Source organism: Sphingobacteriia bacterium, assembly GCA_017304685.1.
GTDB lineage: Bacteria > Pseudomonadota > Alphaproteobacteria > Rickettsiales > 33-17 > JAFKLR01.
The window spans coordinates 437,351-463,319 of record JAFKLR010000003.1 but is presented as its reverse complement, the minus strand read 5'-3'; the positions used below and the strand labels follow the sequence as shown (position 1 = coordinate 463,319).

The 25,969-nt window shown below is 28.2% G+C and carries 24 protein-coding genes and 4 tRNA genes; 9 read left to right on the top strand and 19 right to left on the bottom strand.

Annotated elements, in window-relative coordinates; all coding sequences use genetic code 11:
- Positions 1 to 16: 16 nt before the first annotated feature.
- The 3 genes from J0H68_02190 to J0H68_02180 form a co-directional block, all read right to left on the bottom strand.
- Complete coding sequence (locus J0H68_02190) at positions 17 to 625, bottom strand: ribonuclease D (protein MBN8827496.1); 609 nt, start codon at positions 623 to 625, stop codon at positions 17 to 19.
- A gap of 75 nt (positions 626 to 700) precedes the next feature.
- Positions 701 to 787, bottom strand: a tRNA-Leu gene (locus J0H68_02185).
- A 69-nt stretch (positions 788 to 856) separates the two neighbouring features.
- Entirely contained in the window at positions 857 to 1,708 is an 852-nt protein-coding gene (locus J0H68_02180) for a tetratricopeptide repeat protein (protein MBN8827495.1), read from the bottom strand.
- Between the two features lie 242 nt (positions 1,709 to 1,950).
- Here J0H68_02180 and J0H68_02175 point away from each other — a divergent pair, with 242 nt between their 5' ends.
- Complete coding sequence (locus J0H68_02175) at positions 1,951 to 2,880, top strand: complex I NDUFA9 subunit family protein (GenBank protein MBN8827494.1); 930 nt, start codon at positions 1,951 to 1,953, stop codon at positions 2,878 to 2,880.
- Positions 2,881 to 3,378: 498 nt separating this feature from the next.
- Here J0H68_02175 and J0H68_02170 read toward each other — a convergent pair whose 3' ends face one another.
- The gene (locus J0H68_02170; GenBank protein ID MBN8827493.1) at positions 3,379 to 4,155 is read right to left on the bottom strand and encodes a hypothetical protein; all 777 of its coding nucleotides are present in this window, start codon (positions 4,153 to 4,155) and stop codon (positions 3,379 to 3,381) included.
- Positions 4,156 to 4,309: 154 nt separating this feature from the next.
- Here J0H68_02170 and J0H68_02165 point away from each other — a divergent pair.
- Positions 4,310 to 4,384, top strand: a tRNA-Thr gene (locus J0H68_02165).
- 2 nt (positions 4,385 to 4,386) lie between these two features.
- On the opposite strand, the gene J0H68_02160 is transcribed toward J0H68_02165, so the two are convergent.
- The gene (locus J0H68_02160) at positions 4,387 to 4,878 is read right to left on the bottom strand and encodes a hypothetical protein (protein MBN8827492.1); all 492 of its coding nucleotides are present in this window, start codon (positions 4,876 to 4,878) and stop codon (positions 4,387 to 4,389) included.
- A gap of 243 nt (positions 4,879 to 5,121) precedes the next feature.
- Between J0H68_02160 and J0H68_02155 the strand changes: the two genes are divergently transcribed.
- The 4 genes from J0H68_02155 to J0H68_02140 all read left to right on the top strand — a co-directional run bounded on the left by J0H68_02155 (position 5,122) and on the right by J0H68_02140 (position 7,928).
- Positions 5,122 to 5,946 (top strand): transglycosylase SLT domain-containing protein, encoded by an 825-nt coding sequence (locus tag J0H68_02155; protein MBN8827491.1) that lies wholly within the window; start codon positions 5,122 to 5,124, stop codon positions 5,944 to 5,946.
- Between the two features lie 167 nt (positions 5,947 to 6,113).
- Positions 6,114 to 6,407 carry an HU family DNA-binding protein gene (locus J0H68_02150; protein ID MBN8827490.1) on the top strand — a complete coding sequence of 98 codons (294 nt, stop codon included), beginning with the start codon at positions 6,114 to 6,116 and terminating at the stop codon, positions 6,405 to 6,407.
- A gap of 72 nt (positions 6,408 to 6,479) precedes the next feature.
- Positions 6,480 to 6,555 (top strand) — tRNA-Val (locus tag J0H68_02145).
- A 311-nt stretch (positions 6,556 to 6,866) separates the two neighbouring features.
- On the top strand, positions 6,867 to 7,928 hold the full coding sequence (locus J0H68_02140) for a hypothetical protein (protein MBN8827489.1): 1,062 nt from the start codon (positions 6,867 to 6,869) through the stop codon (positions 7,926 to 7,928).
- Between the two features lie 44 nt (positions 7,929 to 7,972).
- On the opposite strand, the gene J0H68_02135 is transcribed toward J0H68_02140, so the two are convergent.
- Both J0H68_02135 and J0H68_02130 read right to left on the bottom strand, forming a co-directional pair.
- Positions 7,973 to 10,003: a hypothetical protein gene (locus tag J0H68_02135; protein ID MBN8827488.1), complete on the bottom strand. Its 2,031-nt coding sequence runs from the start codon at positions 10,001 to 10,003 to the stop codon at positions 7,973 to 7,975.
- Positions 10,004 to 10,009: 6 nt separating this feature from the next.
- Entirely contained in the window at positions 10,010 to 10,522 is a 513-nt protein-coding gene (locus J0H68_02130) for a hypothetical protein (GenBank protein ID MBN8827487.1), read from the bottom strand.
- Between the two features lie 254 nt (positions 10,523 to 10,776).
- On the opposite strand from J0H68_02130, the gene J0H68_02125 reads away from it, so the two are divergent.
- Positions 10,777 to 10,853, top strand: a tRNA-Asp gene (locus J0H68_02125).
- Between the two features lie 86 nt (positions 10,854 to 10,939).
- On the top strand, positions 10,940 to 11,452 hold the full coding sequence (locus J0H68_02120) for a hypothetical protein (GenBank protein ID MBN8827486.1): 513 nt from the start codon (positions 10,940 to 10,942) through the stop codon (positions 11,450 to 11,452).
- A gap of 47 nt (positions 11,453 to 11,499) precedes the next feature.
- Here J0H68_02120 and J0H68_02115 read toward each other — a convergent pair whose 3' ends face one another.
- From J0H68_02115 to fliF, 8 genes are all read right to left on the bottom strand, one after another.
- The gene (locus J0H68_02115; GenBank protein ID MBN8827485.1) at positions 11,500 to 12,597 is read right to left on the bottom strand and encodes a hypothetical protein; all 1,098 of its coding nucleotides are present in this window, start codon (positions 12,595 to 12,597) and stop codon (positions 11,500 to 11,502) included.
- A 93-nt stretch (positions 12,598 to 12,690) separates the two neighbouring features.
- Positions 12,691 to 13,269, bottom strand: coding sequence for a histidine phosphatase family protein (locus J0H68_02110; protein MBN8827484.1), 579 nt, complete (start codon positions 13,267 to 13,269; stop codon positions 12,691 to 12,693).
- Between the two features lie 149 nt (positions 13,270 to 13,418).
- Complete coding sequence (locus J0H68_02105) at positions 13,419 to 14,039, bottom strand: hypothetical protein (GenBank protein MBN8827483.1); 621 nt, start codon at positions 14,037 to 14,039, stop codon at positions 13,419 to 13,421.
- A gap of 104 nt (positions 14,040 to 14,143) precedes the next feature.
- The gene (locus J0H68_02100; GenBank protein MBN8827482.1) at positions 14,144 to 15,511 is read right to left on the bottom strand and encodes a PleD family two-component system response regulator; all 1,368 of its coding nucleotides are present in this window, start codon (positions 15,509 to 15,511) and stop codon (positions 14,144 to 14,146) included.
- On the bottom strand, positions 15,511 to 15,894 hold the full coding sequence (locus J0H68_02095; protein ID MBN8827481.1) for a response regulator: 384 nt from the start codon (positions 15,892 to 15,894) through the stop codon (positions 15,511 to 15,513). Before J0H68_02095 ends, J0H68_02100 begins: the two co-directional genes overlap by 1 nt.
- A complete protein-coding gene (locus J0H68_02090; protein ID MBN8827480.1) occupies positions 15,887 to 16,654 on the bottom strand; it encodes a hypothetical protein in 768 nt (255 codons plus the stop codon). The genes J0H68_02095 and J0H68_02090 overlap by 8 nt, the downstream gene beginning before the upstream one ends.
- Positions 16,655 to 16,706: 52 nt before the next feature.
- Complete coding sequence (gene fliG, locus J0H68_02085) at positions 16,707 to 17,711, bottom strand: flagellar motor switch protein FliG (GenBank protein ID MBN8827479.1); 1,005 nt, start codon at positions 17,709 to 17,711, stop codon at positions 16,707 to 16,709.
- Complete coding sequence (gene fliF, locus J0H68_02080) at positions 17,708 to 19,324, bottom strand: flagellar M-ring protein FliF (protein ID MBN8827478.1); 1,617 nt, start codon at positions 19,322 to 19,324, stop codon at positions 17,708 to 17,710. The genes fliG and fliF overlap by 4 nt, the downstream gene beginning before the upstream one ends.
- Positions 19,325 to 19,586: 262 nt before the next feature.
- On the opposite strand from fliF, the gene J0H68_02075 reads away from it, so the two are divergent.
- Positions 19,587 to 21,617 carry a hypothetical protein gene (locus J0H68_02075; protein ID MBN8827477.1) on the top strand — a complete coding sequence of 677 codons (2,031 nt, stop codon included), beginning with the start codon at positions 19,587 to 19,589 and terminating at the stop codon, positions 21,615 to 21,617.
- A gap of 6 nt (positions 21,618 to 21,623) precedes the next feature.
- Here J0H68_02075 and J0H68_02070 read toward each other — a convergent pair whose 3' ends face one another.
- The 4 genes from J0H68_02070 to J0H68_02055 form a co-directional block, all read right to left on the bottom strand.
- Positions 21,624 to 22,550: a tyrosine recombinase XerC gene (locus J0H68_02070; GenBank protein MBN8827476.1), complete on the bottom strand. Its 927-nt coding sequence runs from the start codon at positions 22,548 to 22,550 to the stop codon at positions 21,624 to 21,626.
- Between the two features lie 84 nt (positions 22,551 to 22,634).
- Positions 22,635 to 23,285, bottom strand: a complete 651-nt coding sequence (fsa, locus tag J0H68_02065) for a fructose-6-phosphate aldolase (protein ID MBN8827475.1) — start codon at positions 23,283 to 23,285, stop codon at positions 22,635 to 22,637.
- Positions 23,286 to 23,341: 56 nt separating this feature from the next.
- On the bottom strand, positions 23,342 to 23,926 hold the full coding sequence (locus J0H68_02060; protein MBN8827474.1) for a hypothetical protein: 585 nt from the start codon (positions 23,924 to 23,926) through the stop codon (positions 23,342 to 23,344).
- 50 nt (positions 23,927 to 23,976) lie between these two features.
- Positions 23,977 to 25,812 (bottom strand): ankyrin repeat domain-containing protein, encoded by a 1,836-nt coding sequence (locus J0H68_02055; GenBank protein ID MBN8827473.1) that lies wholly within the window; start codon positions 25,810 to 25,812, stop codon positions 23,977 to 23,979.
- Positions 25,813 to 25,969: the final 157 nt, after the last annotated feature.

Here is a 25,969-nt window from a genome sequence, read left to right as displayed (position 1 = left end):
TTGAAAACCGGAAAAACTAATGCATGAAAATATCTTCTCCAAAACCTAAAAGGTCAAGTTCAGCCTGTGTTGGTAAAAACTCAAAGCATTTTTGGGCTAATTTATCTCTATTTTCTCTTTTTAAAACTACATCAAGTTTTTCTTTAATTTGATGTAAATATAGAACATCAGAAGCAGCATATTGAAGCTGCTCTTCACTCAATTCATCTGCTCCCCAATCACTTGACCTTTGCGCTTTTGATAAAGTTACCCCTACAAGATCTTTACACAATTCTTTAAGGCTATGTTGGTCAGTATAAGTTCTAATAAGTTTAGAAGCAATTTTAGTGCAATAAATTGGTTCTAAAAGTACATCTAAATATTTTTTAATAATAGCGACATCAAATCTTGCATAATGCAAAATTTTAGTACGCTTCGGATCACTAAGTAATTTTTTGAGATTTGGGCAATCGAATTTTTTATCTACAAATTGAACTAAATGAACTTCGCCATTACCATTTGAAAATTGAAGTAAACACAATCTATCTCGATGATTATTTAACCCCATCGCTTCAGTATCAATTGCAATATCACCATTTATTTTAAAGTCATTTGGAAGATCATTTTTATGAAGAAAAATACTCAAAGCCACCCTCTTTATTTAATAATTTTATTTTAAATTTAAGTATAATTTACCTTGTACATTTCTGAATAATTTTATTGGTGCCCGAAAGAAGATTTGAACTTCCAAGGCTTTTCAGCCACTAGTACCTGAAACTAGCGCGTCTACCAATTCCGCCATCCGGGCAAATTATTTAATTTTTTTGTATCAAAACTATTAAATAAATGCAATTAAAAACGCTGGGTAAGCGTAAGATTATGCATTCAGCACATTTTCTTTTTCTTTAGCTTTTTTTATTATTTCCATAACAGCTTCTTTATTTTCTGTTGATAAACTATTTAGTATTTTTAAATGCTCTATAGTAAAAGTTTTTTCTTCATCAACGTTATTTTCTGCTAATTCTCTAAAATTAGAATTACTCTCAAGGCCTCTTTCGCTTTTTTCATTCATTTTAAAAACTTCAGTAAGCTCCATAGTATATAAAACATTTAATTTTTTTGCACGCGCTCCTAAAAAATTTGGATTAATTTTAAGCGCTATATTATAACACTCAATAGCTTTAGAATATTCCTCTAATTTTTTATAACAATTTCCTTTATAGAACCAAATATCTTCTTCTTTAATATAAGAATATTCAGGGTGAGGAAGAGCTTTTAAAATCAAATTAAAGCTATGAATAGCTTCATTATATTTAAAATTACCTTTCTTTGTATTTGTCGAATATAAAAGAATAATACTTTTATTATATAAAGCATCTAAGCGATTTGGACTAATTTCTAATACTTTATCATAACAATGTAGAGCTTTTTCTTCATTTTCTCCTGGCATTTGAGTATAAGTAACACCTAAATTATACCAAGCGCTACTATTACTTATATCAATCGATAAAGCCTCACTATAGCACTTTAACGCTTCAGTATATTCTTTTAGGTTAGAATGCGCAAAACCTTTAATGGTTAGCGTTACTGAATCTTTGCTATAATCTTCTTTAGCATTTTGACAATAATCTAAAGCTTCCTTATATTTTTGAGTATTGACAAGATTGAGTAACTCTTTCTGCCAATTACTTATTTTTTGATTTTTAATTGATAAATTATCTTTAGACATCAATAATTCCTATAGTTTATGGTTTTAAATACCACATAACAATATAATTAATTTAGTAAAATTTCAAGAATTATTTTAATATTTTGTTAATAAATTTTACATATAATTAAAATTTCAATTGTATTAAATTTTTAACCATCTGATTTTCGAAACAATTTGCAACAAATATATGTAAATAAAAACTTTCAATTTTAAAATTTACCCCTATATAATTAAGAATAGATATGAAAAGGGAGGAAAAGATGAGAGAGCAAGTGATTACAATATTCGGTGGCTCAGGTTTTGTTGGTAGATATATAGTTAAAGAACTTGCAAAGCGTGGGTACAGAATTAATATAATTTGTCGACATCCAAGCCAAGCAACTTTCCTTAAAACCGCAGGTCATGTGGGCCAAATAGTTACAACTTATTGTAATATAAATGACTTAACTCAACTAAGAAAAGTTGTGAATGGCTCAACATATGTAATAGATTTAATTGGAATACTTTATGAAAAAGGTAAAAATACTTTTGAAAAAATTCATAAAAACTTTCCAGAAAATTTAGCAAAAATTTGTAGTGATTTTGGTGTAAAAAAATTCATTTATTTTTCAGCTATGGGAATTGATAAATGCAAAAGTAAATATGCTATTACAAAACTCGAAGGTGAAAGAAAAATAAGAACAATAATAGATAATTATTTTATAATTAGACCAAACGTTATTTTTGGTGAAGAAGACAATTTCTTTAATCAATTTGGCGACATGTCGCGTTACATGCCTTTTTTACCAGCTATTGGTGGTGGGAAGAATAAATTTCAACCGGTTTATGTAGGAGATTTAGCTCTTGCAGTGGCAAATATTATTGATAATCTTGATGCTAAACCTGGAATTTATGAGCTTGCAGGTCCTGAAAAAATGACATTTAAAGAAATTTTAGAATATATAATTAATCTTACTGGTAATTCTACTAAAATTATCAATTTACCATTTCCAGTTGCAAGCTTTATAGCTTTTTTTGCGCAACTATTTCCAAAACCACTTCTTACATTAGATCAACTTGAATCATTAAAATTTGATTGCATTCAAGAAAATCGAAATGTTCTAACATTTAAAGATTTAAAAATTAATCCTACAAATATCGATCTAATTGTTCCGAATTATCTAACAAGATTTAAAGCACAAGCTGCATAAATATAAAAGTGGGGTAAACCCACTTCTATATTAACCTTAATAATTCTCTATCTTTTTTACATATAGATGTATTATTTTGCTGAGGTTGGCAAAACTATTTACACTTATTCATAAAACCAAATTACCTTTAAAGCTTTTTAATAAAAAATATTACGAAAAATAAAAAAAATTTTATGCCAAATCTAAGTTATTGATTTTTAGAAGCTAAAAATTTACTAAGCGATTTGACAGAAAATTTTTAAGTTATTAATATATGATTCAATTAATATCAAAAGTTTTCACAAGACTTAATGATGGTATTAAGAAAAAATCAGTTTCTGCGCAGAAATTTGAGTTTAAAATTTTAATTTACACAAAATAGGCTAGCCTATACTCTAACTCGTTTAATTAAAGTACAATAAATCTTATTATATAAAGTAGAGAAATAAAACTTATTATATTAGCTTAATCAATTATTATATTTCTATAGTATATTATCTCACCAAGGCCGTATTCTATTTAAGAATCACGGCTATGCCTCAAATCCTTAATCTCATTTTTATCTTCTTTTTCTATATTCATTCTATATGGATGATCATTTACATTTTTCAAATTATTCCGAAAATTATTATTTAAATTTCCGTGGTTATTAGCTTTTGGAGTATTATTCCCTCTTACTGCGTCCTGGATTTCCCTATATAGTGATAAATTTTGCTGCCCTAAAAATTCTTCTGAATTAAATTCTAAACCGCAATCTTCTTTTATAAATACTTCTTCCCCAGTCATCTCGCCTGAATATGTATAAGACACATTATTACTTCTGATTTTATCTATTCGTTTATTATATTCTGATGAGATATTAACGTATCGATCGGATAATCTTATATTATTCATTGGCTCTTCATCTAAGCTCATTTGTTCAACTTCATTAGTCAAGCCATGGTTTGTAAGTTTAACATTCGTTGTTGCATCGTTTTTTAAATAATAAGCCTGTCTATTTGCTTCAATTTCTTCTAATGGCACACCTGCGAGTAATAATTGATTGACTGAGTCATCTATTATTTCTTCAGTAAGATCTGTATAATTAGTATTACTAAATGACTCATTAAATTCATCAAACGGTTGAGTACTTCTGTCACCTTCTTCCATCATTTCATCATTAGAATACTCTTGAAAAAAAGTATCATTCATATTTAAATCACTAAGTCTTATTTTTTTGGTAACAGGTTGTTGAGAATTATCTTCTTCCCTTTCTTCTAATTTTCTTTTTTTATTGTTAAAATTTTGATCCAACATATATAAATACCATACAACTAAATGAATTTGCTCAAACAAATAATTTGTAAGCTATTATTTATATAAATTGATAAATAAATAAAGTAAATATTAACTAAGGAAATTGATTTTTAAAATCAAATAATTTATAAAGTGACTTAAATTTTGTTATAATGCCGCTATAGCTCAGGGGTAGAGCAGCGCTTTCGTAAAGCGTTGGCCGGGGGTTCAAATCCCTCTAGCGGCACCATTTTATTTAGAATGATCTATAGAAGCTTTTTTGGAATTCACGCTATAAAAAGTAACTTTTGCAGGCTCGTGTGAAGTTGCAGGAAATTCAAGACATCCAAATTCATAATTTATTTTAATATCTCTAAATGTAGTGTAGTAAGCATCATCACTTTTTCTCACACCAATATACACTTCATAAGCTGTAATTCTTTTTAGCTTTGTAAGATTTGATGAAAATTCATTAAAACTCCCTTTACCGACATGCCTTGATAATTGTGCATTAGAACTAGGATTTTTAGCCTGCCAATTTTTCATTCTATTACCAATGCTTGAACTAATAGCAGATTCAATTGCTTCTCTATGCTGCTCTTTTTTCTCTCTAAGCTCTTTATTTACGACAGCTAAAAGATTTAATCCTTTAGGAGTTTTCCTAGGACTTTTATCAGGAGACTCACCTAAAATTTCTTGTTCTACAAAATTTTTATTTTTAATAACCTTTGTTTTACTACGCATTAAATTATTCTCAATATAATATTAAAATTTAGCGTAATTTAATTTATTATTAACTATTTGTCAACAATTTTTTAACTTATAGGGTAAATTTATTAGGAAAATCAGTAGCTTAAATATTACCAAAAATTTTTTAATATCTAGGATATCTAGGGCTTTTGCCACAAGCATTTGCAAGATATATAAAAATCTGTTATAAATAATAATTCAGGACAAAAAAGTTAATTTATTAACTAATGGGGTAACATGTTAAAAGGTCGCTACAAAGTATTAGCCTTCGCTCTTACATGTTATACATCTATTATAATACCAAATCTTGCTTATGCTTCAGAAGATATAATTGCTCGCGATTCTGGTCGTTGCTTAAGATATTTTTCTTATTATGAAAAGATGCACTCCATTCCTTCACATTTACTTAAAGCGGTTTCATTAAAAGAATCTGGTATTTATCATGGCGGTAGTAAGAAAATTTATCCATGGCCATGGGCTATAAACTATAAAGGTAAGGGTTATTATTTTAAAACTAAGCATGATGCTATAAACGCTGTAAAAAAAATTTTTGCTAGAGGTGATAAATCTGTAGACGTTGGTTGCATGCAAATAAACTTACATTATCATAAGAATGCATTTAAATCGCTTGAGCATGCTTTTGACCCTAGAAGTAATGTTGAATATGGAGCAAAGTTTTTGAGCTCTAATTTTTCTCGCCATAATAGTTGGAAACATGCAGTTGCTGCTTATCACTCAGAAGAACGTTCAAAGGGTCTACCATATTCAAATTCAGTTTTAAATTTATGGAGAAAAGAAGCAACTCAACTTTCAAACACATTTACATCAACACAAGAAGAACGTACACAAGGCACTAAACCTTATATAAGAGTTAGCAGCAGTACTAATAATATTAATAAACGTTTAAATCCAAATGAACGCGATTTTAAAAAAGGAAAATTATACGTAAAAGTTAATAACGATTCATCGATACCTAGTAATCGTAAAGAAGTTGCTAAAATTAGTCATGATACACTCAAACAATTTAGAATTAAGCCTAACGGAACGTACGAATTGCAATAATTTTGCAACAGTCTGCATAATTTTTGCATTTTTTTTTATTTTTCAGCATTTTCTCTTAATTTTTTATTTTACAGGAATATTTTTTGTTCTAGAATGACTGTTATTCGAGCCTTTCGAGTAACAGGGCTCCTGTTTTAGTAAAGTTATTTTTAACTGTTTTATGGAGAATCACCGTGAATAAAAACGATTTAGTTTCTAAAATTGCTGACAAGACTGGTTTAACAAAAACTGGTGTTAATGCAGTTCTTGACACATTTGTTGAAGAAGTAATCAGAGCTTTAAATTCTGGCGATGACGTTAGATTAATTGATTTCTGTACCATTACTGTTACAAAAAGAGAAGAAAAAATGGGTAGAAACCCAAAGAATGGCGCGCCAATTAAGATTCCAGCAGCTTTCGTTGCTAAAATGCGTCCAACAAAAAGATTTAAAGAAGCATTAAACAAAAAGAAAAAAAAATAAGGTAAATCTGTAATTAGTGCTTGCCATTTATATAAAACTTTTATATATATGGCAATGCAGTAAGATTGCAGGGGGCGATTAGCTCAGTTGGTAGAGCGTCACGTTTACACCGTGAGGGTCGGCAGTTCGAGTCTGTCATCGCCCACCATTTCCCCTCATCTTCCTTTATTAGATAAATTCCTTATATACTTAATAATTTTCATCATCACCTAAACAGTTTTATATCCTTTTTTATAATCATTATTTTTTCCTAAATAATTAAAATAATAATTTCAACTACTACTATACTTTCTTTTTTTTCTAAAAAAAATTATCCATACTTTTTATATTCTACTTTTAAGAGTGTTAAATTATGATTAATTACAATTTTTAGTAGCAATTAAATATTGACACTTTTATTGCAACCATGATAATAGGTTACTACCTAATGTTTTACAACTTCAAGTGGTGAGGCTAAATATGTCAAAAAAAATAAATCATGAATTACTAAAAGAACCTTTTGAGGAAACATCAAAAAAATTAGATACATTAATTTCTATAATTCATAATCATAATCTTTCTATAGATCAAATAGAGAAAGATGCAGTAAATCATTTAAAAGCTAATAAACCCGTTTTTAAAAACAACTCGAATTTACATGAGTTATTTAGAAAATCATTAGAAAGAGGTTTATGGAAAACAGCGTGTGAAATTTTAATTAATAATAGAAGTTTATTAAACGCTACTTATAATATTGAAGGAATAGATTACACACCGCTTGAAATAGCTATTAGAGCAAATAAAATTGGAAGTACCAACCTAATTTTAGCAATTTTGGTACTATATAAAAATATTAAATTAGAAGAAATTGAGCACGAATTAAAATTACATAAACTATCTTTAAGTCAAATTTATATTAATAAAAGTTTCGATGAAATAAAAAAGTTACTGGAAGAATTTGATAATGACTTACCAACATTCTATTTCGATAAAAATCCTGATAATAACATACCAAAACATGTTGAATCTCCTTTAAAAAAGTTTCAAACTAAAGACAAACCCACTTACAGCTCTCCTTCTAAACTTACTAGATCACTAAGTTCTGAACGTGTTATTTCTGACTCTCCTCAAATGGGTGGTTTAAATTATAGAAACGATCCTTTGAACTTCCTAAAAAGTTCTTTTCAAATCCCTAAGAAAGAAGGAGTAGCTAAAAAACTTAGTTATGAAAACGAAACTACTAGATCAGAATCTTCAGATAACGATAATTTATTAAAGGAAACTAAAAAAAACAAACTTACAAATCTTTATTTAAAACTTTTACCTAAATTACAATTAGCCTTACAAGTTATCGGTGGTATAGCGATTTTTTTCGCTATTATTAGCTATTTTAAACCAAATATTCTGCAAAAGTTTTTTAATGTTGCTAAAGACAATAAGAATATTTTTACATCAAATGTTAATAATGACATAAGTAACAATTTGAGGATTTTAAATGAAAAAGCTGTAACTGCTCAATTAGCTACCCCAATGTTGCAGTAAATTTAAGTTAAGAGAAGGGTTATTAAAAAACCCTTCTCACATTATTAAAGTGTTTTCGTAACGTTTTTTACAGTTTCAGTTACATCTTTTCTCCAATTTCTGATAGAAGCATTTCCAGCTATTTCTGATAATTTGTTGGCAGATTTATAACCAAGATCAAAAATTTTGTGAAATACTTTTTCACCAGGTTTAGTATAAAAAATAAAAATAAATGTTAGTATTACCGATAAACTGATTACGGTATCTTTATTATCTCTAATGAGTTCAAATAGTTTAGTAGTTATTTTTTTCTCTACTGGTCTTTGCGTTCCATTTCCTGCTTGATTATTATGGCCTACATTAGCATTTTGAGCTTCTCTTGCCTGTTCTTCTGCCAAACGTCTAGCTTCTTCTCTGCGCCTTTGCTCTTCTTCCTCTTTTCTTTGCTGTTCAGCTCTTTTTATATTATCTTCAACTTCCCTTATAATCTTCTCTTTATAAGCTTCTAATTCTTTTTTATCTTCATCATTAAATACTTCTATCTTTTTGCAAAATTCTGCAAAATTACATAAGGTAGCTTGCGCGTCTATATTTTCTTTACAAATGATAATTTCATCCATTACCACGAAAACTATTTTCAAAGCTCTACTTTTTTCAGCGTTATTTAGAGCTGTTATAATTAAATGAAGATTTTCTTTGATAAAATCTTCATTATCATTTTTTATTGCTTTAATTAAATTCAAACCTAAACTTTTTCCTACCGCTGTGGGATTAGCTACTTTTAAAAATTTTTCTGTAATCGGATTAAAAATATTTATAATAGGACTACTATGTAATGGATAAAACACAGAAGACCATGCAAGATAGTTTCTTTCATTGGCAGAATAAATGTTAATTCCTGCTTCAAGTAAAGCTTTTACTTTTTCTTCAAAAATCTCTTTTTGTTTAACATCTGTAATTTCATTAGAACTATTATCAAAAAACAATGCTTTTAATAAATCGTTATGTAAATCACTGTTCAAGCAATTAAAATTAATATAGTAACCTTCTTTATTAATTTCATCTAGGGTTTCTTTAAATGATGTTAAAGGTAGCCTCCTTAATGATTTCACCCTCTCACTTTTAAAAAATTGCCTTGTGCGATTATATTCTAAATTCATTAATTCAGAAATTTGTTTACTCGTATTTTGTTCATCTTGTGATTGTTTACTAGGATATTCTTTACCTTTAGAATGTGAGTAAAATTTAATTCTATCACCCATTCCAGAAATCGTTGCTTTTTTATTGTCATGTATAAAAAGAACATGGTCACACATTGCATTTAAAATGTCATACAACCCGTATATTCTTTTTAAAATGGCTTTTTCACTTTCTGAAGCTTTGTATTCCTTACTACTAGCAATATTATTTTTAAGCTTTTCCTTTCTTAATTCTACGAATAACTTAAATATAAATTCATTACAATAATCGTTTAAAAGTTTTGATTTATCTTGGAATTCGTTATTTTTATAATTATTTAAATCAAAATAACCACTTATAATGTAAAGAATTAGGAAATTTTGATGCGTAGGATTGTCGAAATCCAATGCTTCAATGTTTTGGTGCATAACATCAATTATTTTGCGTATAAATTCTTGTTTTTGGTAGCTAGTATCAATTAAATATTCTAGCGCAAAAAGTGAGTAACCTTTTCTAATAAGTAGCTCTAATATATCCCTACTCTCAAATTTTTGCCCGCTTTCTTTAATAAGAATTTTTATCTCATTAAGTTGGTTAATCATATAATTGCTATTTGATTTAACCGCCTCTTCTATTTTTTCTAAATTAATTTCAGGGTCTTTTAAAAATAATTGGTAAAATCTATTATCTTGTTCAAGTATTGTAAAAAATATATCGGAATATGTTCTATCAATACGCTGAGAATTATTAATTTTTTCTTGAGACTGACTAATAATTATTTCGCCATTTTCTTTTAATATTTTACTCTCGACAATTAAATGAGTTTTAAATTGCTCAATTAATTCTTTTCTTATTTTTATATCTCCATCGTTTAATATTTTTTCTAAACTTTTCCACGTTGGAAACAAATGTGACATATTTACTTAATGGCCAACTGCATTGTTAAATTGTCTACGTATAATAAAATTAGCTATTTTTTCTCCTTCACTCAACATAGCTGGATCAGTAAAATCAAAGTCATTAGGATCATTCTTTGAAAAATTACCTTCTTCAAAGGTATTTATAAATTTCTCATCAGCTTTAAAGCTTTCTTTTGCTAATAATATTTCTATAATTTTTACTTTATCCTCAGTTTGGAGTGTGGGTGTCAAATTATTATAATTAACAATCCAAGGAAAAGATGGATGTAATACCTTAAATATTATGCTTTGGAAATAAGTCTTATTTTCTCTTTCATTATAAATTCTAAGTAAATAATAAGGATTAAAGCCAGGTTTTTTAATTATTTCAATAACTGGGTTAAGTTTATTAGTGTATTCTTCTTTTGAAGTAATTTTGCCATTATCCAGGTTATTAAAGAATTCATTAACTATGGTATACTCATCTTCTGTAACAAAATCTCTTTGTTCTTTAGTAACTTGCTTTCCTTTGGACATAATTTTACCTCACAAAATTTAAAAGAATATTATTTTTTAACAAGAAATATACTATAAATTAACTAATTTTACAAGTTGATAAATTAAGTGTTTAATAAGTTTATTACTTAATATTGGTATTTTTTATATTTTTAAGTAAGAGTTTTAGCGATATTATATCGATTTAAAATAAAATTTTATAAAAAGTAAAATTTGTCCTTGATTTTTTTCTGAAAAACATTATTTTAAGTCGAGAACGAACGTTCGGAATATAGGGAGGTGTAGCTCAGTTGGTTAGAGCGTCGGCCTGTCACGCCGAAGGTCGCGGGTTCGAGCCCCGTCACTTCCGCCATTTTCTCCCTTATAATAAAACAATTTTTGACTTTAATAGTTAGACCTCATATTTTATTTATATTAACTTAACTGTAGGTTGAAAATATGTTATCTAAACTAACTGATCGTAAAATTCCATTATTTCAAAGAATTAGAATATTACTTGATAAATCTAATATTTTAGCTGTTAGAAATGAAATCCGTGCTAATAAGGGAATATTATATCTTGGATCTTCCTATGACATTGAACCATTTTTAGTTGCAGCTTTAGAAGGTCAATCAAATTTCCAATATGAAATTCAATTTGATGAACATTCTAACCCCGCCCTTTCAAAAAAAATTATTAAAGATAATATTCATAATTTTTTTAATATAGTTAAAGAGATTAAAGCTAGAATATACGAATATGGTATGGATTGTACATTAAATGGAATTATTAATTTAATGGAAAATAAAAATAGATTTAGGTTTACTGAAGGCCTAGATCAAGAAATACAATTAGTATGTAAAACTAAATATAATAGCCTAAAATTAAAAGATATTAATGCAGAGTTTCGAATAAATTTAGAAACAGCTAACACAAATAATAAGGTTACTTTACTTAATTCAAAATTATAAATCATTAGAAGTAACTACTTTGACTTAAACAGTTACTTCTAATTTTTTTACCAAAACCACCATCCTGAGCTTGCTTCAACCGGTACTTCAAAATATTTATCAAAATTAGCAGGTTCTATCGTTTCATTAGAAACATCAAAAATAGTCTCTGCTAAATGACTTTTCATATCTTTTAAAATTTCTTCATTAGTTGATGATTCAAGTTTTAATTTAGCCTCATCAAGCATTTCATAAGTTTTCATATTAGCGTAAGCTTTAGTTTTTAAATCTTTAAACGGATCAAAAATGGTAAATTTAGGGTTATTAAAGAAGCTGTAAGGGCTTTCATCTAATAACTTCCTCCCATCAAGGCTCCAGCTAGCTTTTACTACATTATAATATAATAAATCAGTTATAAATTCTTTATGATTATCAATTACATAATTATCATATGTTAATTTTACGTTATATGATTTTAATTCTTCAGAACCAGTTGCAAGTGAAGATCCTAAGTTACTTTCAAATTTTTTAAGCACATCGCTATGATTGGGTTTATTTAGATCAATTACTTCAATAGACTTTTTATCAAAATCAATTTTTAAATTCACAAAACTGGATTTCCCTTTATTATTTTCAACATTATATATTAATTGTAATGTCTCATCCTTATCGTGATTATTAATTTTACTACTAATTAATTTAGTAATATTTTTACTGCCAAATGGTTCTTTTTCATTAAAATTTACAAATAATGTTTTATTACTATAATTTTCTAATAAAGGATTAGATGGAAATAGTTTATAAATTTCTGAGAATTTAAAACCATTAAATAATTTTTCAGAAATTGTATCAAAATCATTTAAGAAAGCTTTTTCGGTGTTTTCTATGTCGCTTTCATTTTTTAGACTAAGAAGCTCAATTTCTAACGCTTTAGAGAAATATTTTGGTTGAAACTCATAAAATACTTTTAAAAGTTCTTTTAATTTAACTTTATCTTCATGATCAACGATATTATTGGTAACTTTAAATTTAAAATCTTTTAAATCGCCGGTATTATATTTATTCTGTATAGCTAAAATTTCTGTAGTGATGTCATAATGTTTTTTGTAGATTGGAAGAATTTCACTAATTTCTTTTATAAGCTTAGTTTTTATATCTATTGACATTTTACTATCCAAATATGTTATTAAAATATAATTAATAACATATATAATAGTAAACTTACTGTCAATTAAGATACAATTCAGTTTAAAATATGTTTATAAAAGAATAGTTTCCCAAATATAATAATCTGGCTTTAAATAATATGGACGACATAATATTGGCGTTGCATTAGGTATGCGAGGAATTGATCCATTAAGTATTTGATTTAAATGACGCCAAACACCACTGTGAGAAACTACTAATATAGGACCAGGTGACAAAAGAATTTCATTAATTGTATTAGTTATTCTGAGGTTAAAATCATCTAATGATTCAGCATCTGTAAGCTGTTTACCATTTTCCCATTCATATAATTTTGATCTATCTGTATTTCCTTCAATTATTCCAAGCTTACTGTCCATTAAGCCTGGATTTTCCTCTAGGGGGCTATTTATATATGTTTGAATAATCTCAGCTGTTTGCTTTGCTCTTTGTAAGGTGCTTGTAAAAATGCTTTTAATTTCTAATGTTTGTAAGATCTCTCCTACCTTGTGGGCTTGCTTTAATCCTTGTGAATTAAGCGGTACATCCGTTTGTCCAGTAATTCGTTTAATAACATTCCAATCAGTTTCTCCATGTCTAACAAAATAAAAGCTTACGGGGTTAATTTTGTAATTGCTGAACTCAATTCTCACTAACTATACCAAACCTAGAGTTAAAATTATAAACATTATAAATCATTATTTAACTTTTAATGATAACATAACTCTTATGTTTGTAAATAGGTTGTATAAATTTATATTATTGTTAATATATTCTGATGGATAACACTTACTTAATTATCTTATAACGCAATTTTAGAAAGGCATTCATTTTTTAGAACTGAACTATTTGCATCCATTTCCAAGGTTTCATGTTTAGAGCGTAACGAAGAGTTAAAACTTACATAAAAATCAGCGTAATTATCAATTGGTGAAAAAAAAGCCTTAATTTTAAACCCTTTTTCATTTAATATAAGTATATATTTACTTACTCTTTCGGTTTGGCAATTATAGTTAAACACAATTTTACCAATTTTCGCTTTATTTAAATAAACACTAGAAAGTATATCTATTACGTCAAATTCGTTAGTAATAACCTTAGTTAAAATAACTGTATCTAATTGTTTTAATTTACTTAAAAGAAGTTTAATTATTTCTAATCTTTCATTTTTGTATGGAGAATCAGATATGTTTATTAAACAACTAAAATCTAATTCTTTTATTTCATCGTTATATTTAATCAAATTATAAATTATATCATTAAATATTTTATTCTTATTTGAAGATGAACATTCATAATCAATTATTTCAACTTTTAATTTTAGATTTTTCTTACCTGAGAGCAATTCAATAAATTTACAATCATTTCCATCGCTTATACATAGAATATAATACCCTGTCGAATAGTTATAAGAAAGCTTCATTGATTATCCCATTCAAATTATATAAAAGTATGAATAAACAAACCGCTAACAGTTTATTTTTAAAATAATTATAAATTTTCTACGTGATTAATATAAAAGGCGCCTTAAAGAACAATCACTCTATTTCTACCGCTTTCCTTAGCTTTATATAAAGCTTGATCAGCGCGGTCAAGAGCTAATTCTAAATAATCACCTTGTTGCACTTTTGTTAAACCAAAGCTTGCGGTAACATTTATAATTTTTCCATCACTAGGAGAAATAACAGTGGTGGTTTCTACTGAATTTCTCACTCTTTCTGCAACAGAATTTGCATCTTCCATACTAATGTTTGCTAGAATAATTACAAATTCTTCTCCACCAAATCTAACTACAAGGTCTGTTACTCTAAGATTTTCAACAAGTAAAGAAGCTATTTTCTTTATAACTTCATCACCTGCTAAATGGCCATAGGTATCATTGACTTTTTTAAAATGGTCAATATCAATTACACCAATAACTAGAGTTGTTTGAGTTGATGTACATTGTTCAATGATTTTTTTACCATAAATATCTAAATATCTTCTATTAAATACTCCGGTAAGCGCATCTTTTACAACTAAATTGGCATTGTTTTTTAATTGATTTACAAGATCATCTTGATATCTTTTCTTTTTAACTTGAGTATTTATACGAGTAAGAAGTTCGGTTTGATCGAGTGGAGTCATAATGTAATCATTAACACCAATATCTAGCCCTTTAACTAAAATATTTATTTCATCTTCATCAACTAATAATAATATAGGTATATTTCTAAATTCTTTCTGACTACGCATTTGAGAACATAATCTTAAACTATCGGTATTTAAAAGTTGGCTATTTATGATTATAACATCAGGTAAAAATGACTTTATTTGCTCGATAACAACCCCAGGATCTTTTTGTAAATCAACAATAGCACCGTTTTCAGTTAGATATTTTTGAATAAGGTTACCTTGCGCTAAGTCGTCATCAATCAAAATGATTTTAGCATTTGTTAATACGTTTAAATCTAAATGCATAATTTGGCTATCAATACCAAATTGCGATAATGACTCGCTTCTTACTTTTATTTCATCAATAATTGCTTTAAGGCGTAGCAAAGATTTAATTCTTGCCATTAATATAACATCATTAATAGGCTTAGTTAGAAAGTCATCCGCTCCTGATTTCAAACCCATCACCCTATCTTCAACTTCACTTAAAGCCGTTACCATAATTACAGGAATATTAGCAAATTTCGGATTAGTTTTTATAGCTCTACAAGTTTCAAAGCCATCCATTTCAGGCATCATTACATCAAGAAGAATTATATCAACTTGATTAGTTTCAAGAACGCTTAAAGCTTCGCGTCCACTTTTAGCAGTAAGTACCATATAGTAATCAGCGTTAAGTTTAGCTTCTAATAATTTAATATTAGGCAATAAATCATCAACAACGAGTACAGTACCTGACACTACTTACCTTCTTTAACTTTAAAATATTCATTAATCTTATTTAAAAAATCCGCAATCATAACTGGTTTAGCAATATAAGAATCGCAACCATATGACAAGATATTTTGTTCATCATAACTCATAGCAAATGCAGTAATTGCAATTACTGGGATATGTTTTAAATCATCACGCTGTTTAATTTGTTTTATAATATCAAGGCCAGAAATACCGTGTAATTGGATATCCATTAATATTAAATCAGGCATATGTAAATCGATTTGCTCCATAGCTTTAAAACCATCAGCAATCGCTATTACTTCAAAATTATTTATAACTAATATATCTTGGAATAATTTTAGATTTAATTGATTATCTTCTACAATTAGAATTTTACCTTTATTCACTTTTACTGCCACTTGATAAATGTTGATTAATAACTTTCTCTATTTCATCCAGTCTATCTTTTAGATTAAACTTAAGAAAACCTTGGCTCCACTTTATTTCACAATCATAAATGTTAATTTCATTATTAGCAAGAATTTCAACCTGTAATTTACCATTTTCTTTTTTAATTAATGATTTTATAAGTTCAATATTTTTTTCATTTACAAAAATCTCTAACCTATCTTTTTCAACTAAATTTGATAAAACATAACTTACAACAGATTTTATTTTTTCTTCATATGTGCTTTCAAGTATTTCATTACCTATTTTACTTGCAATTAACTTTGTTAACCCAACCATGTCTTCAATTAATAGTGAATTTATAATTTCATGTCCATCAATTGACAACCTTTCAATTTTGTCCAAAATGCCGCTTAAAATTATTTTTTGTTGATCAATAGCTTCTTGTTGCGTTTTATCTTGTTCATTTTTTGTTTTAGTAATGCCTTCATTAAGCCCTTTATTATATCCCTCATCAAATGCGGCTTTAACTTTTGCATTTAATGTTTCTTCATCAAATAAAGTTGGCATTGCAACTTCTTTTTTAGGTTCTTCAAGCGCTACATCCGCTTTTTTAACATTTAAGGGAGGTAATGTATTTTCACCAAGGGATGCAAGTTTACGATCAATATTCTCATCAAATACTATCGCTTCTTTAATTTCATTTTGTAAATCATTTACATCGATTAATGGTTGGAATATAAACTTTTTTATTTCCATAAATTAAAAAACACCCAAATACTTTATAATAAACAGACCTCTTGGCCTTATATTAGTAAATAAACTCATCTTTCGCATTACTATCGGCAATAACGATATCACCTTTAGCTGCAAGATCTTTAACAATTTTAATAATTCCTGACTGCGCTTCATCTACGTCTTTAATTCTTACAGGACCCATAGCAGCCATTTCTTCATTAAGAATTTTAGCAGCACGTTGCGACATACTATTTAAAAATAATTGCTTAACCGCATCAGAGCCACCTTTTAAAGCAACCGCAAGCTTCGATTTATCAATAACACGTAAGATAACTTGAATACCTTGTGGAGTAACTTTAGTAAGATCATCGAAGGTAAACATAAGAGCTTTAATTTTTTCAGCCGATTCAGGAACTTTTTCTTCTAACATGCCCATAAATTTAGCTTCATTAACTCTATCAAAGTTATTGAAGATTTCTGCGAGCATTGCGTTACTATCTTGTTTTTGAGTTTTAGAAAGTGTACTTATGAATTCCATTCTTAAAGTTCTTTCAACGTTATCAAGAATTTCCTTTTTAACGGCATCCATACTTAACATTCTAAGCATTACTTCAATACTTGTATCTTCTGGTAGCATTCCTAAAACTTTTGCAGCATGAGGAGCGGTAAGCTTTGAAACAACCAATGCAATAGTTTGCGGATGCTCATTTCTTAAATAAGCGGTTAATATATCTTCGTTTACATTTGAAAGTTTATCCCATGTATTTTTACCGACAGGGCCGGTAATTTCTTCCATTATTGCAGCAACTTTTTCTTTGCCCAGGATTTTTTCTAATAATTTTTCAGTATTTTCAAAATTACCAATAAAAGAAACGTCACTTGTTATTTCAGTATTTAGCTCTAGTAATAATTTTTCTACCATTTCTTGCTTCATACTACCAATTGTAGTCATTGCAAAAGAAACAGCTTTTATTTCCTCTTCTGACATTGAAGAAAATATTTTAGTAGCATTTTCTTCCGACATTGATAAAAGAACTATTGCAGCTTTTTGTGAGCCAGTAAGTAATGAATCCGTCATTGGCTAGTCTCCTGAATCCATCTACGAATAATTGATAATGTTTCTTTAGGATATTTACTTGCAAGTTCATTAATTGTTTTTGTAGTACTAGTTTTATGCATAAGGTCGGCTTCTTGAATCTCGATAATTTCTTCTTTTAATTCACCCTGACCAACTTTAATAGCACTTGGGTCATCAATTGCATTTTGTATGTTATTAATTTCATCAAGTTCTGCACGTGTAATTTCAAAAGCTCTCATTGCTACTGGTTTAATTACTAGTAAAATTACTAAAATAACAACAGAGGCTATGACTAAAGTTTGGATTAAACCTGCAAATTCTTCCTTAAACCAATCTTTAAATGTTTTTGGTTTCAAATGATCGAGATCAATTGCAAATTGCATATTTACAACTTCAATTTTATCATTTCTTTTTTCATCAAAACCAACAGCCGATTTGATTAAACTTTCAAATTTTTTGAGTTCTTCTTCTGAACGTGGAAGATATTTTACAGTTCCTGCTTTTTCATCAATGTCGTAAGTACCGTCAACAATTACAGCGATTGATAAACGCTTAATGGTACCAGTTTCACTAATATGATTCTTTATAGTTTTAGTTATTTCATAATTTGTGGTTTCATCAAGTCGTGAAACATTACTACTACTACCAGGTGCAGCGTTAGTTTCTGCAGTGTTTGGTAAATTATTTTGCACGGTTGTATTATAGTTTGTTCCTTCGTTACTATTTTCATTTTCTTGAATTGATTGAACAGACCTTACAACTTGCCCTTCTGGATCATATATTTCCGAATTAGTAACAACTCTATCAAAATTAATTTCCGCACTTACTTCAGCATTAACATGGCCTACCCCTACTGATTTCTCTACTAATTCTTCAATGATTCGTTTAACTCTTTTTTCGTAATTAATTCTATAATCTTCTGATTGAGCAATTATTGCACTTGTCTCATCTTCATCAGCATTTGCTGCAAGTTTTAGCGCCCTACCTTTTGAATCAATTATTGTAACTTGACTCATATCAAGACCTGGCACTGCTGATGCAACCATATGACCCATTGCATTAATTTGCTCTTTAGTTAAAGTATTACTTCCTCTAATTTTAACCATTACCGAAGCACTTGGTTTTTGTACTTCTCTTGTAAATAATTCTCTCTTAGGAATTACTAAATGCACTCTTGCTGTTTCAATTTGAGCAATTGAAGAAATTGTTCTACTTAATTCACCTTCTAATGCTCTAATAAGATTTACGTTTTGCATAAAATTTGAAGTCCCTAAGGCTTCAGATTTATCGAAAATTTCATAACCAACTAAGGAACCTTTATTTGGAAGCCCTTTTTCAGCCATTTCCATTCTTAGACGAAGTAAACTTTCTTCCGGCACTTGAATTTGTGTTCCATTACCCTTAATTTGGTAGGGAATACCACGAGCATCTAATTCTTTAATTATCTCGTTACTGTCTTTAAGATCTAAATTGCTATATAATACACTAAAGTTTTTGGTTGTTATTCCATAGAACATAAAAAGTATTCCAGCAATAACCACAACAATTCCTGCAGCAACACCAAAAATTTTTGCAGGTGACATATTACGAAATAATTGAAGTACTGACTCCATATTTTAAGCCTATAAGTGTTTCATATTAGTTTACAGAATAACGAACATATCAATAAATTTAAAAATATAATATTTGTTTTATTTTCTAAAAACAATAGCTTAGTTGTAATAAATAAAAAATTTATCTTTTATGAATTTTATGTTAAAAGTTTGAAAAACAATAACCTTTTAGCCTTTTGTTAATTAATTAGCTATTTTCTATACATTTGTTAACAGATGTTATATAATAATATAAGAATAAACTTTTATTTAAGATGATATTATGAGCAAAGCAACTAATAAAAGATATGAGAATTTAAAGGGTAAATCATACGGCCATAATGACATTAATGAATTAATTGAAGACCTTATTAACAATGAAAATAATGTTGTTGCATTAGATAATATTATTGAACCAAATGAAGACTCCCCTTTTTTCTTTCATAAAATCGGTATAAATAACAAACTTAAAAAACTTATAGGTCATGTTGGTAACGATTTATCTGATAGAATTATTTTAGGGCAGATAGATGAAAACTTTTTTGTTAAAAATAAAATTTTAAAAACTACCGATGAACTTAAAGAACAATTTGATAATATTTTTAATGGAATAATTAAATTAAATAAAGGTAACAAAAGGTTTTTACCTAAAAAGATTCTTTTACCTTTTATTGTTCCGAGCGATGATAATAAAAATCATCACTTTATTTTAATAGAATTAGAAAGAAAAAATGACAATGCTTTAAATTTGGATGCAAATAATCCTTTAGAAAATTATATAATCACATGCCATAACTTTGCTCCTACTTTAAAAACTAAAGATGAAAAAGGAAAAGATATGAGCATTTTATATAATAACGCTCATAAAAAATTAAAAGAAATATTTAATAATAATATCTCTTTCCCATTCGTTTCAAATCCAGGTAACACTTTACTTGATAGAAGTAAAACAAAGCATATTGACTGTGGTCCGGTATTAATTCAAACGAAAAAAGAACGTTTAGGAAAAAATATAGGTAATATTACAATTGAAAAAGCACGAAATGATCATGCAAATCAATTAATGCGTCTTGAAAATAAAAAGAAAGAACTTAAGCTTACTAATGTAAAATTATACAATGCATTTAAAGGCACAAATAAAGATAATCTCCATAGTGATGAAGAGAATAATATTATAATTAATCAAGCCTATGAAGCTTCATATGTAAAATTTACGGGTAATAAAGTCACTCCTAATTTTGATATTGGTAAAACTAATACAAATGCGGCTAGCGCTAAAGCTGCACTTAAATGGTTAGATCCGGCAATTGCTTTAGGAATTTCAGGCGGATTATGGCATATTGGACTTGGTATTTCTCCATTATCAGTTCTTGGTTTTTATTTTATTACTAAATATGCAACTGATATTGCGATTAGTAAACATTATGCTTCTACAATGGGGTATAAAAATAAACCTGAAAATAAAGGTTTTGAGCGTGCAAAAACTGTAACTCTTTTAATTGCAACTTTTGCAAGCATAGCAGCTAATATTGCCCTCTTTATGACAGGAAACCCAGTTACAATACTTACTGCTATTGGTGTGTTTATACCGCTTAAAGTTATTCCTGACATTTTCTTAAGTTATGCATATTTAAGAGATAAAAATGCTAATATTCCTTGGTATAAAAAATTGTTTGAACCGTTTAAACTATACATTGAAAGCTTTGCAAAATATCAAAGATTATTTAAAGGTCAAACTTTCTTTAGTTATCTGTTTGATAATAAAGTGGATCGTATTGTTGTAACGCCTTCAAAAGAAGCTGTAATGGTAAATAATCCTCAGGACGTAAACGAATTAATAGCTAATGAGGCACAAAGAAGACAAAATATTAAAGCGAAGATTAAAGCTAAAAGACCTAAGAAAACTGAAGAAATAAATAAACCTCAATTAGCCCTTAGTTATGACCCTGATCCTAATAATCTTACAAATTCTCAAGATCCATATATTACAACTAACATGATGAAGGATTTCTATTCTCCTTCGCCTTATAATTCTTTAACTACAAAATTAACTTTAAAATACCAAAATGAAGCTTATAAAGCTAGTCAAGAGAATGCTCGATCATTCCTGGATTCTTTAAAGAATCATAAACAACCTCTTGCTCTTACTTATGATGTTGAAAAAACAGAACCTTTACTTAGTAGAGAAGATTTTTCTTCAGAGGAAGAATGGAATGAATATTATAAAAGTTTTACTAAGAATAACAAATCTTTTCAAGATATTGAAACTGCAAAAAAGAACAATACCAATGAATTTAAAGGACCTAATAAATAAGCTTATTTATTCACTAGCTTCAGGGTGGGCTTTTAAGTAAGCTTCAAGCATTGTTTTAGGGGTCACTTTAGTATAAATTTGTGTTGTAGAAAGGCTAGCGTGACCTAGTAATTCCTGAATTGACCTTAAATCAGCGCCACTACCTAGTAAATGCGTCGCAAAACTATGCCTATAAGCATGTGCTGTAACTGCTTCATCAAGCCCGGACATTCTTCTTAAATCAATAAGCCTTCTTGCAAAAACTGCTGCTTGAAGTTTCTTTCCTCTTAAACCAAAAAAAATTGTTCCATCTGGAATTACAGGGTAAGGGCAGTTTGAAATATAATCATCAATTCTTTCTTTAACAATTTTAAGAACAGGCACAAGCCTTTCTTTATTTCCTTTACCTATAATTCTTATAAAATCACCGCTTTTATCAAAATTATCTAATGTAAGATTTAATGCTTCACTAATGCGAAGCCCGCAACCGTATATTAGAGTAAGAAGCGCTAAATCACGTTTTGCAACCCAAGGATTATCAGTTAATTCCTGAATTACATCTACTGACTTACTTGCATCGTTTTCTGTCATCGCTCTAGGTAAGCGTTCTTTTTTCTTTGGAGTTTTTAGTAAAATAATTGCTTGATTTTCTATATTAAAGTATTTGTTTAAGTATTTATAAAAGCTTCTAAGTGAAGAAATTATTCGCGTATTAGAGGTAGAATCGTATTTTTTGTTTACACGGTGCGCAATAAAAGCTCTAAAATCAGTAATCGATAAATTATTAAGTAATTCAAGTGAAACTTCATTATCTTTATAATTACTTAAAAACTCATAAAAGGAAAAAATATCGTTTTGATAAGCTAAATGAGTATGTGAAGAATAGCTCTTTTGCTCTATAAGTGATGAAAGAAATTCATCAGTAATTTGTCTAAGTTTTGTATTTAACAACATAAATTTAGTGACCTTTCACTATCTTTTATGATTAAAAGCTGTAAAAAGGAAGCATACAAATTTTTATATACTTCCTTTAAAACTTTATATTTTCTGATTAGCGTTTGCCCAATCTTTTAAAAACATATCAATCCCAATATCTGTTAATGGGTGATTAATTAGCTGACGAAGAGTTTTTGGCGGCATTGTAGCAACATCTGCGCCTATTTTTGCCGCTTCTAAAATATGTTCTGGATGACGAATTGAAGCTGCTAAAATTTGCGTTTCAAACATGTAATTACTGTAGATATCTCTAATATCTTTAATTAATTCCATTCCTTGAAGCCCAATGTCATCAAGCCTACCGATAAATGGAGAAACATAAGTTGCACCTGCTTTAGCGGCAAGTAAAGCTTGGTTAGCTGAAAAACATAATGTTACATTAGTCATAATTTCTCTTTCTGAGAAATATTTACAAGCTTTAAGCCCATCCCATGTCATTGGAAGTTTTACAGTAACATTTTCAGCTATTTTGCTTAAAGTAGTTCCCTCTTCGATCATTTGATCATATTTGGTGGCAATTACTTCAGCGCTAACTGAACCTTTTACTATTAAACAAATTTCTTTAATAACCTTTTTAAAATCTTGGCCTGATTTTGCAATAATACTTGGATTTGTGGTTACTCCATCAACCATTCCAAGATCTGCAAGCTCTCTAATTTCATTTAGATCTGCCGTATCAACAAAAAACTGCATATAAATTCTCCTTTTTGGGTGGAGGTTAGTAAATTTTCTTTATTTTGGCAATTAGTTTATTTTGACTTAGTAATTATAGTTTCATTACTATAGTACGCTTGTAATTCTGGCTTTAATTTTTCCCACATTCCATTAACTAATTCCTTATCCAAAGAAGTTAGTTTTATTATACTTTGCTCATAATGAGGTATATCAACACCTTTAAAATTACTTATAGACATTAAAGTACAAAAAGCTTTTTCCTTTTCAGAACGGTAATCTTTTACTTCTTTTAAAATTAAAGTGCTTCCTAAATTATAATTACCGTTATCGATTTTTGCTTTTTTTGTATTATCAGTTCTATAATAGCTTATCTCGCTTGGGGTCGCAATTGACTTGTGTGCGATATAAAAAACCCCTAATTGAGTATGAATCATAATTGGGTCATCTTGATAAAACTCTAAAAGAATCGAGTTACAATTTTTTGATAAAAGACAATAATCTGCATTCGGACCATTCGTAAGTGAATATTCAATTCCATTATCATATTTATAACCTTTTTCCTCCATAAAGGTTTTAATATATTTAGCAATGTCGATTACGTTTTTGAAGTAAGTTAGCAAGTCATCATATTCTTTTACAACTTCTATTTGTACTCTCATAATCACCTTTTATTTATAATGTTGATACCTAAAAATAAATACTACTGAAATTATTTAGATTTTTTAACACTTTTGCGTTTAAATTTATGGTCTTTTTTATCTTTTCTTTCTTTATCTTCCTTCGAGCGATAAGAACTTTCAATATTAGTATTATTTTCAGTATTAACTCCTACATTATCAGCACGTAAAGCTTCTTCAAAAGCCTTCTCTCTTTCCCTCTCTTCTTTCTCTTTTAATTTTTTTGCATTTACTACTTCGGTTCTAATCCTTAAATCTTCCTGATCCTTAAAGGGCTTAAGCTTTTCTTCTCGTATATTTTTTAATATATTTTTTAGATAATCCGGATCTAATTCATTTAAGTCTATATCGCTTGAACTAACATTTTCAAATGATACTGCAGTTATTGCTGATCGTAGCGAAGTTTCAAAGTTACTAAAGTTTAAGGTATCGCTAGAATTATTTAACTCTCTTTCAATACGTTTTGTAATATTATCTTTTATAACACTTGATTTAAATGAATACCCACTTTTAAAAAGATGCTTAAATATTGCATCTAGTGCTGAAACTTCCTGTTTAAACATTATTGTTTCAAGCTCTTCAAAATGCAATATAAGTATTCTACTTAAGTACTCACTTTTATATTTTTTAAGCTCTTTGTTTAAAGCGAGAAAGTTATTTATTATTTTTAATAATGTATTTACAGGTAGTTTTAAAAGTTCATTTAATACTCCCTTACCATTTAATAATAATATTTGTTCATCTAAAATTTCTTTCTGCTCTTTTTCACTTTTACCAATAACTAATTTACTCAAAATCATTTTTTGAATATTTATGTTTTGAGTTTTAGCTGCAATATATAGAGGTGTTGTAATGCTATATTTTAAAGGTTTACCTAATGTAAAATCTGCTCCTAATTCATAAAAACATTCAATAAGTTCAGGAATTCCTTTTTTTATAGCTTTATAAAGGGGCGTTATTCCTGCTTTATTTGTAGCATTTATTTCTCCACCCTTAGCTTGTAGCTTTTTAATTATATTTTTAACATCGTCTACGAGCTGAATTAATTTTTGAGGTTCAGGTTTAATAAAATTCCTTGAATTAGACTTTGGTATAAATTTTGTTACATAATGAAAAGGTGTATTTCCATGATTGTTTTTTAAATTTGGGTCAGCATTATTTTCTAAAAAATATTCTACTAAATCTATATTTCCTTTTTTTACCGCTCTTTGTAAAAGGGTTTCTTTATTTACAAATATATTAAAATCTAACTTTTCCCCTTTTGAATGAGCGATTTTTGTAAGAGCTTTAATCATATTTAAATCACTTGTAAGGAAGAGCAAATTATTTAAATCTAATTTTTCATTAGGAATGTGTTCGCATAATTTATCTACTACAGCTATCTGATTACTGCTTACTGCTAATTGTAGAGCATTTTCTCCTTCAGTATTTAAAGTAACATCAAATCCTTTTTTTAATAAAATTTCTATTATATGCAATTTACCCGAACGAGCAGCTATCTCTAAACAAGTTTTTTCGGTATCAGATATTGCATACAAATCTGCTCCATTATCTATTAAAATTTCTATAATTTCCACTTCACCTTTTAAAACTGCTAGCATTAAGGGATTATGGTTTTTCTTATCAGCATCTTTATAAATCAGGTTAAAGGCATTTACATCAGCGCCAGCTTCAATTAATTTTTTAACAAAACCCACTTCACCAAATTCAATTGCATAATGTAAAAGCGTATGAGCTTTTTCGTTTTTTACTTTATTAATTTCATCTTCTAATGATAATTTTTCAATCTCTTGTTCAATTTTTACTTTGTGTGTCGTGTAATTATAAGAAGAAAATCTTTGTAGCAATTTTTGGGCAAGCTTAGACATAATACCTCAAGGAGAATTGATTAAACCTTGAATTCTCTTGGAATTTAACTAGTATGTCAATTAATTATTTTACTAAATAGTTAAAATTTAAAATATCTTAAATTTACATTAGTAACTAAAGATAACTTAATAATGATTTTAAAAAATTTTAGTCCAA